Here is an 11459-nt window from a genome sequence, read left to right as displayed (position 1 = left end):
AAAGACTCGTCGGCGAGTATTAAAGACTCATTCACGAGTATCAAAGACTCGTCGGCGAGTATTAAAGACTCATTCACGAGTATCAAAGACTCGTCAGCGAGTATTAAAGACTCATTCACGAGTATCAAAGACTCGTCAGCGAGTATTAAAGACTCGTCAGCGAGTATCAAAGACTCATTCACGAGTATCAAAGACTCATCCCCTATTCCCCATGCCCAATGCCCACTTGCCCTGAGCGACTTGTACTGAGCGTAGTCGAAGTAAGCCGAAGGGATGCCCAATGCCCAATGACAAATGACTAATGACAAATGACTAAAAAATGGTTCCGAATTGGGATGGTGAGTGTATTTCTTCTCTCACTTGCCTTACGGTTTTGGGGACTGGAGCGATTTAACACTCTGGTATTTGATGAAGTTTACTTTGCAAAATTTGGTAATAATTATCTCACGCATACGCCATTTTTTAATGCTCATCCGCCGTTAAGTCAATATATGATCGGCATTGGCATTTGGATTGGCAGTCACATTCCTTTTTGGCACGATACGGTAAATGGACTGACAGGATCGTTGCGATCGCCTTGGACTTATCGGTGGTTAAATGCCCTCACTGGCTCATTTATCCCTTTAGTAGTAGCTGCGATCGCTTATCAATTGAGTTATCGTCGTAGCTTTGCTCTACTTGCAGGTTTGTTCACAGCTTGTGATGGCATCTTTCTAGTTGAATCTCGCTATGCTTTAAGTAATATTTATATCGTCATCTTTGGTTTATTAGGGCACTGGTTTTTATTATTGGCATTAGATAACCAAAATCGGCGACGTTCTTTTTGGTTAGTTTTTGCTGGCATTGCTTTTGGTGCGTCAGTCGGTACTAAGTGGAATGGTTTATGGTTCCTCTCAGGTACTTATCTCATTTGGGTAGCAGCTTGGGTAATCCATTTGATATATTCTTTGCTTAACTCCAAACTCTTTTTTACATCTTCTTCATTGAAGGAAGCAGAAGGCACGAGTCAGGAGGTAAGAGTTAGTACTTATTCTCCCCCATCCCTACCATCATCATCTCAGACACCACTACAAAATCTAACTCAGCTAAATATTTTTCACATGCTGTTTTATCTAGGAATTATTCCAGCTTTGATTTACAGCATCATCTGGATTCCTCACCTTCAACTAGATAAAACTTATGGATTTATTGCAGTACATCAGCAAATTTTGAAGTTTCACTTACAGCTAGGTGGTAATAGTCCTAACGTGCATCCTTATTGTGCTGCCTGGTACAAATGGCCGTTGATGACTCGACCAATGGCATATTATTATCAAACGGCTGAAAGTATCACTGAACCTTTACCTGTGATGGGCCCGCCTTTGCCTGCTGGTGCTGGACAAGTTATTTATGATGTCCATGCAATGGGCAATCCATTTTTGTGGTGGTTTGGTATTGCTGCAATGTTGTTTTTAGTAGGGATGCTGGTGTCACAAGCCATAATTTCTTGGGTAAAAGAAAGGCGTTTTTCTGTACCTGCAACTCTTAGTGTTGATACTTGGATTGCTTTGTATTTAGTTATAAATTACGCTGCCAATTTATTACCTTGGGTGGAAGTAACAAGGTGCGTTTTTATCTACCATTATATGTGTGCAGTGGTGTTTATATTTTTAGCGATCGCTTGGTTTGTCGATCAATGTCTTCGCAGTTATTATCAACAACTCCGGGCACTAGGTGTCACTATTACTTTTATCATTCTGGCTGCTTTTATTTTCTGGATGCCCATTTATTTGGGTTTACCCCTCTCACCTCACGATTATAAGCTGCGAATGTGGTTCAACTCTTGGATTTGATTAAAGAAGAATTTCTGAATTTGTCTCAATGCTCTCCCATGACATTCGCAATCCTTTAAATACTATTCTCTTGGCTGCTGGATTGCTACAAAACTAATAGGACTAGCCCTTTCAAAGTGACTAGTAAAATCTATTTTTTCTTTCAGCGTTGCGCCAGTTGCTCCAAGTCCGGGAACCGCAAGGGCGCACTGGCTTCTCTGTGCCTCTGCGGTTTAAAAGTAATTTTTATAACTACAGAAGCGTAGAGAACACAGGGATAAGAGGTTAAAGAAGAATTTATGAACTAAAATTTCCACCCACCTTGAAAGGACTGATATAACTTTTTTCTCTGCTCACCAGAAATTTATCTTTACAAAACCTTACTAAAATTTAGCAACTATTTTCGAAATTTATAAATTGGATTTGTAGCCTAATCTATATATACAAAAGCAATATTCAAAAAAAATTGCCAGAAATATCGCTTAACTAAATTATTTTTTGCATAAAACTAAAACTAAATGGTGATAAGTACTACAGTTGCAAGAAAAACTATTTTTTGCAATCTTTCTACTTAACCTTAGCAATAACTGTCAAATTATGAATCGTTCATAAGACATTCGTGTGTCCAAAAACCTAGTCAATAATACGTGTATGTCTGACTGCAATACGAAAATTGAAACAAGATATATAAGAGTAACTAACGGTAAGTATTTAACATTATTTCAGCGTAAATTACTGTTAGTAAGTTTGGAAAAAAGTTTACCTGAATCTTACCGACAACGTATTGAAATCATGTTGTTGGCAGATGAGGGAAAAACCCAAAGGTCAATTTGTCAGATTTTGGGGTGTTGTCCAGCAACAGCGAGGCATTGGATGCACATAGCCCGAACAGGGATGGCGCACCAATGGCAAGATTGCCCCATTGGTCGCCCGAAGGCAATAAATGACGAGTATTTAGAACGTTTAAAAGAACTGATTAAAAGTAGTCCCCGCGATCATGGCTATGCTTTTCGGCGGTGGACAACAAACTGGCTAGGGAAACATCTAGCAAAAGAATTTGGGATTGAGGTGAGCGATCGCCATATCAAGCGACTGCTCAAACAGATGGGATTATCTACACTACCAAAACCCAACAATTCTGAAGCAAACAGCCATGAGCAGGCTAAGAGTTCCAAAATCTTCATTGGTGACCTGAAATCAGCAGCTATTCCAGATGATTCAGAATTTATGTCTCTGAACTTCGCAACATTAGGAAAGGATTCAGACATCTATGGCGCAAGATATATCTGCTGGGTTGGTTTCTCTGGAACAGTTCAACAAAACTCTGGGTTATTCTCTTTCGAGAGAGGAATTTCAACACTGTCTTCAACAAGTTAAATTTATCAACCCGAAAGTCGGCAAATTCTGGCAAGGAACTGATGCTCAACCAGGAATTTATATTGCGATCGCTGGTAAGGTCAGGTTACTAGATAGCGCCGATGAGTTAATCGCCACTTTAGAGGCAGGTGACTCATTTGGAGAATTTACCTTGTTTAAGGAGGGTGACTTTAAACCTTACGCTGCCAGGGCTTCAGTAAACTTGCAACTGTGCTTTGTTCCGGGTGAAGTGTTATGGCCATTGATGGCTATATATCCCCAAATTCGGGAGCATTTCTGGGCTAAGGCGCGATCACGTAACTCCCAACAGGTAGACTCGGATAACCCCCCAGTACTGCCATCTGACTCAAAAAAAGTGCATGAAACAAAGATTTTGTCAACGCCAGCAGTAAAGCCACGCGAGAAAAAAATAAGCAAAGCCTATTTTCCCAACTCTACGCAGCGAGTAGGGCATTTATTACAGCGTGTGATTCGGCGCTATCCGTTTTTTGCTCAACAGAGTGGATCAGATTGTGGTGCAGCTTGTTTAGTAATGGTGTCTCGCTATTGGGGGAAAAATTTTAGTGTCAATCGCCTCCGGGATATCGCCAATGTTGATCGTAATGGTTCATCACTGCGGGGGTTATCGGCGGCGGCGGAAAGTATTGGGTTTGCCACACGACCTGTGAAAGCGAGTCTTAACCAATTAGCGAAGCAAAAACTGCCTGCGATCGCCCATTGGGAAGGCAAGCATTACATCGTTGTCTACGAAATTACGCCCAAACACGTCATTGTAGCCGACCCCGCCATTGGTCAACGCACCCTCAGCCATGCCGAATTTAAAGCCAACTGGACTGGCTATACACTGCTGCTGCAACCCACAGCCTGGTTAAAGGATGCCAAAGAGACTACAACTCCCTTTTGGCAATTTTTTGAGTTGATCAAGCCTCACTCTTTAGTAATGCTGGAAGTGTTTGTCGCTTCTTTATTTATCCAGATTTTTGGACTTGTTACTCCCCTATTCACGCAGTTAATTTTAGACCGAGTGGTGGTGCAGCGTTCTGAACTAACCTTAACGGCGGTAGGGTTAGGGTTACTGATTTTTAGTTTATTCCGTGTGGCGATGACGGGGTTGCGGCAATATCTGCTAGACCACACGGCGAATAAGCTCGATTTAGCACTGATTGTCGGATTTATTCGCCATACCCTGCGGCTACCCTTGAGTTACTTTGAGTCTCGTTATGTGGGGGATATTATCTCTCGTGTACAGGAAAACCGCAAAATTCAACGTTTCCTCTCCGGTGAGGCGTTGTCCATCTTGCTAGATTTAGTCACTGTCTTTATCTATTTAGGATTGATGTTTTGGTACAGCTGGAAAATGGCGCTGCTGGTGTTGGTGATTATACCGCCTTTTTTCCTGCTGGCATTGATTGCCACACCTTTTTTACAAAAGATTTCTAGAGAAATCTTTAATGCTGTTGCTAAAGAAAGTAGCTATCTGATTGAAGCCCTTTCTGGTGTAAGAACAGTTAAATCTACAGCAGTAGAACAAACAGTGCGTTGGCATTGGGAAGAGTTATTAAGTAAGGAAATAAAAACCAACTTTTCTGGACAAATTATTAGTAATCGCCTGCAAATATTCAGTAACACAACTGAAGCAGTGTTAACTACTGTCTTGCTATGGTTTGGGGCGTACCAAGTGATTCACAACCAGCTAACCATTGGGCAATTAGTAGCATTTAATATGTTGCTGGGAAATATTATTAGACCGTTCCAACGATTAACAGTATTGTGGAATCAATTGCAAGAAGTTGTAATTGCGGTAGAACGAATTAATGATGTGTTGGATGCAGAACCAGAAGAGGATTTGCAGCATCAGGCGCGGCAATCTTTACCACCCATTCAAGGTAACATTTACTTTGACAACGTGACATTTCGCTATCACCCTGAAAGCGATATCAATGTTTTAGAAAATCTTAGTTTTGAAATACAAAGCGGACAAATGGTTGCCTTGGTGGGACGCAGTGGTTCAGGTAAAACCACAATTTCTAAGCTGGTTTTAGGGTTATATCCCCCCACAGATGGCAAAGTGTTGATTGATGGGCAGGATATTACCAGTGTTTCGTTGCGTTCTCTACGTGAGCAGGTTGGGGTAGTTGACCAAGATACCTTTTTGTTTGGCGGAACGATTCGAGAAAATATTAGCTTGGCACATCCTGGGGCAACTTTAGCAGAGATTATTGAGGCGGCGCGATTGGCGGGTGCTGATGAGTTTATTAAAAAATTACCTATGGGTTATGAAACCCAGATTGGTGAAGGAGGGGGGATGTTATCTGGAGGACAGCGACAAAGAATTGCGATCGCTAAAGCGTTGTTAGGCAATCCCAAACTGTTGATTTTAGATGAAGCGACTTCCCATCTAGATGCAGAGTCAGAAAGGATTATTCAGACCAATTTAAACACAATTCTCAAAGGCAGAACCACCTTAATAATTGCCCATCGCCTTTCAACTGTGCAGAATGCAGATTTGATTTTAGTGCTGGATCGCGGCGTGTTGATTGAGAGTGGGACTCACCAAGAGTTGATGGCCAAGCGGGGGCATTATTTTTATCTCAATCATCAGCAGTTGGATGTTGCAGGATGAAATAAGAGGACAAGGAAGAAACTTTTCTTGTCTCCCCACTCCCAATACGGTTTGGATAAGACTTGATCCCCCCGCCTGCGGCAACCCCCTTTTTAAGGGGGTAATAAGAATAAAAAGCCCCTCTTTTTAAGGAGGGTTGGGGGAATCTCCGAGAGCCAAACATATTAACGAAACCGTATTCTCCCCACTCCCAAAATCCTAAATTGATCTCAGGAAAAATCATGCCAAACACATTGAATGGAAGGGTTAAAACCCAAATCTATGAGGTAGAACAGCGCGAGGAAATTTTAAGGGAGCAAACACCAGCTACCTCAACTGATGATTGGTCTTACGCAACCAAGGATTTACTTGATAGCTTGCCCCAGGTTTGGACAAGGGGATTATTGTATTTTTTGGTGGTGTTTGTGTCGATCATTTTACCTTGGGCGATCCTATCTAAGGTGGATGAAACGGGTACAGCAACAGGGCGACTTGAGCCAAAGGGAAAGACGGTTAGGCTGGATGCTGCTGTGGCGGGTACTGTTGCTGAAATTCGGGTAAAGGAAGGTGATTCAGTTAAAATTGGGCAGACTTTGTTGGTATTGGAATCGGAATTAGTTAAGGCGGACTTACGGCAGGCACAGGAGAAATTGGAAGGACAATTAAATCGACTTTCTCAGTTAAATTCATCTAAAAGTCAGTTAGTAGTATCTTTGACAACTCAAGAGCAACAGAACCAATCTCAACAGTTAGAAAAACAGGCTCAAATTGAGCAAGCGCGACAGAATATGAATGCTCTGAGGAATTCTTATGACTTACAAAAAGACGAAAAATTAGCTCAAGTCAATCAGGCACGACAAACTCTTGAGCATAGTCAAACAGCTAATAAGTTAGTAAACAGTAGTTTGGCGAGTACCGAGCGGGAAGTTGAACGCTATCACAGTCTTTGGCAGTCAGGAGTTGTTCCAGAAATTAATGTTGTCCAGAAGCAAGATATAGCTAAAGACAAGCAACAGTTATACGAACAAAATCAGTCAGATATTCAGCAGGCTAAACTACGTTTGGTAGAACAACAAAGTAGTTATGAGCGGACTATTCGGCAAGCAAATGCAGATATTGAGCAGGCACTATTGCGACTGAAAGAACAAGAAAGGAGTTATCAGACCTTAACTCGTTCTAGTAAGCTGGCTCTGCTAAAAATCGATGAACAACAGAAGGATTTGGAGACAGAAATTACTACGCTTCAGGCAGAAATTGCTCAAAATAAGAGTCAGATTGTCTCGTTAAAGTTTCAGTTAGGACAACGAGAGTTAAGAGCCACTGTCAACGGTAGAGTGTTTCAGTTACCAATACAAAGGGCTGGGTCTGTAGTGCAACCTGGAGCAATGATTGCAGAGATTGCCCCCCAAGGTTCACCTTTAATAATTCGGGCGCAAATGGCGACAAATGAGAGTGGCTTTTTGCGAAGAGGATTGCCAGTCAAGTTAAAGTTTGATGCTTATCCATTTCAGGATTATGGAATAGTGCAAGGAGAATTGTTAGAGATTTCTCCTACTACCATAGAGGTGGAAACAGCTAATGGAAAGGTGGCGGCTTATGACTTGGAAATTGCCTTAAAACAAAATTGTATTTCCTCAATTAATAAATGTATTGCCTTGCGTCCTGGTGATACGGCGACAGCTGAGGTAATTGTGCGCCAGCGTCGGATTATTGATTTTCTGCTTGACCCATTTAAGAAGTTGCAGCAGGGTGGGGTGAAATTATAGAAAACCTAACCCCCTTTCCTATATCCAAAGAACATAGGAATTGGGTATGTAGAGACATTATATGTAATGTTTCTACATCCAGCTAATAAGTCATGCTCTCATGTTTTATTTTGCTAACCAAATTTAGGATAAATATCATGTCACAATCTATCACCATTACCAAGGAAGATATTCTTCAGCAAGTTAAGGTATCTTGTAAAATTCCTGAGATAGTTGAACAGATTGTTACCCGCAAGGTGATTATAGCGGCTGCTGAAGAGGCTGGGATAAAAGTAGAGGTTGAGGAACTTCAGAAAGCAGCAGACCAAATACGATTAACTAATAAACTCGATAGTGCTGATGATACCTGGAAATGGTTAGGGGAACATGGTTTGTCCTTAGATGATTTTGAAGAAATCGCTTACATTAGTCTCATTTCTGGGAAGTTGGTAAAACATCTTTTTGCAGATAAAGTTGAAGCCTATTTCTTTGAAAACCAATTAGATTATGTTGGGGTGGTGATATATGAAGTTGTTCTGGATGATGAAGATTTAGCCTTAGAACTCTTCTATGCGATTAAGGAAGGTGAGATGAGTTTCTATGATGTTGCTCACAAATACATTCAGGATACTGAATTACGTCACAAAGGTGGATATTTGGGGATAGTGCGTCGCAAAGATTTAAAACCAGACATTTCGGCTGCTGTCTTTGCTGTTACAGTGCCTCAGGTTCTTAAACCGATAGTGACTTCTAAGGGATTACATCTAATTTTCGTGGAGGAGATTATCCAGGCAGAATTGGATAACAACCTACGTAATCAAATTATCACTGATTTATTTAATGAGTGGATTAAGCAACAAATGAAAGAAGTTGAAGTTGCAATGAATTTGTTAGCCTAAGATAAGCCCTATCCAAATCAACAGATCCAGCAAACGTGGAATCCTAAACTTTCAGGAGATAACCTTGCTATTTACACAAGGTTTTGTCAAGCCTTGCGCTCGCATGTTAAGGGAAGCTCTAGAGCGTGTTGATTTGGATGAGCAAGAAATATTTACTCACAGCTTTAAGCAGACGGTACTTTCGGCAATGAGTGATGTGGGAGTTCCTCTACGAACCACATTCAATAAACTTGTCGCTTTATAAAAAATTGGTGTCTGAAAGCCTTTCGCTGTCTAGCTCGAAAAATTTAAAAACCTTATTAGGCGACAAGTCTAATCTATTGAGGAGTAATCGTAACTGTTATTGTTCCATCCGGTTCAGATTTTACTTCAATTTTTGGTTGAGTTCCTCCCATGATAATTCCTAATTCCTCCTCTGATATTTCCGCAAATTCTGCTTCAATTGGAAGTATGTTGGATATTGTAATGTTAGCCATAATTAACTTAGACCTTAATGAAATTGTTTTCTTAAAATGAGAATTTTAACTTACTCATTCTGTATATATAGTCCGTTATTCTATCTTTATTTTCAAGAGTTAAATCAGTTTGCTTTTAACCTCAAATAAAACAATTCCGTCCCAAAAAACTCCAACCTAAATTTGGTCATTATTAAATCTTGAGAAGTATCAATAGGTGTTAAAAGATTTCTTCATAACCAATATTGTAGATTCGTTGATGTATTACACCGAATTAGAAAATGAGTCAAATATCAAAAAATTTTATGCATCATCTTTTGTTGGATTTTTGATTTTAAAATGCTAATCACTATACATTGTAACAAAAATAATTCATTTATATCTCTGTTTATTATCTAAAGTTATTACTGTCTTTTATTTTCAAAAAATAATTTATTCTATTTTTAGGAAATAGCATAATTTTGGGATATTATTGATATATATCAATAGCCAAATGAGTTAGGACACGAAACGTAAGACTTGTTCGCTCATCTCGCTAAGGAGTCAAACAGCTTAAGTTTTTTATGAATTCGATTCTTAAGCCAAGATCAACATTTTTCAATTCGGTTGAGGTCTGGAAAATAAGGTGGCAAATACAGGACTTGACAACTAGCCTCTCGAATCAACTGTTCAATACGTCCACTTTTATGAAAGGTGGTATTATCCATCGTCACAACCTGCCTTAGTTTGGGTACAGGTACTAAGCAGGTTTCCAAGCAGGTCTCAAATATATCTAGGTTATAAAACCTTTCAAGCGTGAAGGGAGTCATCAACTGCTAATTAGATAATACCGCAATCATATTCACTCGGCCTTAACTTTGCCCAAATTTGAGGACATTGAAGCGCTCTCCTCGCTCATTCAAGCCTAAGCCGTAATCATCTTGATGATCTATACTAGACTCATCAACATAGAAGTCTACGTCCTAACTATACTGGCAACTGCTATATTTAGCATTTTTTTTACAACAAAAGTTAAGATAAAAAATAACCCAAGGTAAACTTGGGTGAAAAAAGATAAGTAATCAACCTTAAGTAATTTGTGGATATAATCTAACTAGTTTTCAATTCTCAAAACACCTGCTTCTTTTTCGATGCGGTCTAGAGCTTTCTTTGCCCGAAAAATTACTCTTAAATAAGCTAGTTGACTATTCCAAGGTGAACGAGGTAATAGGGTTGCTTGAGAGTCAGAAACAGTCGTATTTTCTGAAGGGATATCAGTAGAGATATTATTCATAGAAATGGTATTTTGCAGTTTTTAATTGCTAGAACTAACTAAAGATGATGCTAGATTTGCTTCTTCTTCCCAACCTTCTGGCCATTGAATGCGATCGCTAGTAAAATGAAGCGAATCGTTTTCAGGCCAAGGAGCATTTATCGGTTCTTCAACTAGCCCAAACTCCCCATTGTCAAAGGGGTTTCCGTCCGCCTGACGTTGCAGAAAAACTCGCTCTCGAATACCGCCTTTTTCCTGAGTTAGGGCGCGATGATGACAATAGGGGTTATTACCTCTCTTATCAAAGAAAACGTGAGCAGTCCAACTGCAACCACCTCGACAGAGTTGGGCAAATTCACAAGTCTTGCAAAAACCCCATAAGTGTGATGTTCCTTTAGGAGTATCAGCTCCAAGATTAAACCTTAGTTCTTCGGTTTCTTCAATAATTGTCCGCAGTGAATAGTCGCGGATGTTACCGCCAGTATATGCTGTGGTAGGTAGTGAGGGACAACCTTTGATAGCACCATCGGCTTCAATGCCTATAGCAGACAGCCCAGCGCTACATCCCTGCCAAAAAGTCCAAGCATCCCCTCCTCCTCGCAGCATTCGCTCATAAGGCCCGTAGTAGCCAATATTATTTCCTGGCTGTACTTGCACCCCTTCTTGCTTTGCGCGTTGGGCAACACGAGCAATCATCGGATATACATCTAGTAATTCATAAGGTTGCAGCAGAATCTCACTATTATCTGCAGCATTCCCCATCGGTACAGTCAATTGAATTTGCCAAGCGAAGATGCCAGCGTCGCGCAGATGCTCGTAAATACGAGGAAATTCTGGTGCAGAGAGACGATTGATTTGAGTGTTGCAACCGAAGCGAATACCTGCTTGTTTAAGATTGCTCATAGTCTTAAACGCCCATTGCCAAGAACCTTGTCTACCACGGAGGCGATCATGAGTTGCTTCTAAGCCATCAACTGAGACAGATACCACTCTAATTCCAGCTTCTTTCATCCGCCGTGCTGTATCGAGAGTGATACCATAACCTCCAGTGGTCATACCGCAAAGCATCCCAGAAGAAGTAATTGCTTGGGCAATCTCCAGCCAATCAGGACGCAGAAATGCTTCACCACCAATTATGGTTACTTCAGTGATTCCCACTTCCGCCATTTGCTTGACTAAATCAAGAGCTTCTGCTGTAGAAAGTTCGTTCGCTCTTGTATGACCAGCACGAGAACCGCAGTGCTGGCAAGCTAGATTACATTTTAATGTAATTTCCCAAACTGCATAACTAATTCGACGATAAGTCATTAGAATACCC

The 11459-nt window shown here is 40.6% G+C and carries 11 protein-coding genes and 1 pseudogene; 7 read left to right on the top strand and 5 right to left on the bottom strand.

Annotated elements, in window-relative coordinates; all coding sequences use genetic code 11:
* The coding region (locus tag V7L20_RS09455) for a hypothetical protein (protein WP_334743827.1) at nt 1-308 on the bottom strand (308 nt) is incomplete at its 3' end.
* Here V7L20_RS09455 and V7L20_RS09450 point away from each other — a divergent pair.
* From V7L20_RS09450 to V7L20_RS09420, 7 genes and pseudogenes are all read left to right on the top strand, one after another.
* Nucleotides 309-1832 carry a dolichyl-phosphate-mannose--protein mannosyltransferase gene (locus tag V7L20_RS09450; RefSeq protein WP_334743826.1) on the top strand — a complete coding sequence of 508 codons (1524 nt, stop codon included), beginning with the start codon at nt 309-311 and terminating at the stop codon, nt 1830-1832.
* Between the two features lie 13 nt (nt 1833-1845).
* Nucleotides 1846-1926: pseudogene (locus V7L20_RS09445) on the top strand (histidine kinase dimerization/phospho-acceptor domain-containing protein); the annotation flags it as partial.
* A 536-nt stretch (nt 1927-2462) separates the two neighbouring features.
* Complete coding sequence (locus V7L20_RS09440; protein WP_334743825.1) at nt 2463-3188, top strand: helix-turn-helix domain-containing protein; 726 nt, start codon at nt 2463-2465, stop codon at nt 3186-3188.
* Nucleotides 3082-5811 (top strand): peptidase domain-containing ABC transporter, encoded by a 2730-nt coding sequence (locus V7L20_RS09435; protein WP_334743824.1) that lies wholly within the window; start codon nt 3082-3084, stop codon nt 5809-5811. Before V7L20_RS09440 ends, V7L20_RS09435 begins: the two co-directional genes overlap by 107 nt.
* Before the next feature lie 221 nt (nt 5812-6032).
* The gene (locus tag V7L20_RS09430) at nt 6033-7556 is read left to right on the top strand and encodes an HlyD family efflux transporter periplasmic adaptor subunit (protein WP_334743823.1); all 1524 of its coding nucleotides are present in this window, start codon (nt 6033-6035) and stop codon (nt 7554-7556) included.
* A 137-nt stretch (nt 7557-7693) separates the two neighbouring features.
* The gene (locus tag V7L20_RS09425; RefSeq protein ID WP_334743822.1) at nt 7694-8434 is read left to right on the top strand and encodes a foldase protein PrsA; all 741 of its coding nucleotides are present in this window, start codon (nt 7694-7696) and stop codon (nt 8432-8434) included.
* Between the two features lie 64 nt (nt 8435-8498).
* Complete coding sequence (locus V7L20_RS09420) at nt 8499-8678, top strand: hypothetical protein (protein ID WP_334743821.1); 180 nt, start codon at nt 8499-8501, stop codon at nt 8676-8678.
* A 73-nt stretch (nt 8679-8751) separates the two neighbouring features.
* Here the strand turns inward: V7L20_RS09420 and V7L20_RS09415 are convergent, their stop codons facing one another.
* From V7L20_RS09415 to V7L20_RS09400, 4 genes are all read right to left on the bottom strand, one after another.
* Complete coding sequence (locus V7L20_RS09415; RefSeq protein WP_334743820.1) at nt 8752-8910, bottom strand: hypothetical protein; 159 nt, start codon at nt 8908-8910, stop codon at nt 8752-8754.
* 566 nt (nt 8911-9476) lie between these two features.
* A complete protein-coding gene (locus V7L20_RS09410) occupies nt 9477-9698 on the bottom strand; it encodes a transposase (RefSeq protein ID WP_334743819.1) in 222 nt (73 codons plus the stop codon).
* 284 nt (nt 9699-9982) lie between these two features.
* Nucleotides 9983-10162, bottom strand: a complete 180-nt coding sequence (locus V7L20_RS09405; protein WP_334743818.1) for a hypothetical protein — start codon at nt 10160-10162, stop codon at nt 9983-9985.
* A gap of 21 nt (nt 10163-10183) precedes the next feature.
* Nucleotides 10184-11449 carry a nif11-class peptide radical SAM maturase 3 gene (locus tag V7L20_RS09400; RefSeq protein WP_334743817.1) on the bottom strand — a complete coding sequence of 422 codons (1266 nt, stop codon included), beginning with the start codon at nt 11447-11449 and terminating at the stop codon, nt 10184-10186.
* Between the last annotated feature and the right edge of the window lie 10 nt (nt 11450-11459).

The organism is Nostoc sp. (assembly GCF_036916735.1).
Classification (GTDB): Bacteria; Cyanobacteriota; Cyanobacteriia; order Cyanobacteriales; family Nostocaceae; genus Nostoc.
Note: the sequence above shows the minus strand (reverse complement) of the source record. Positions and strands in the feature narration are given on the sequence as shown.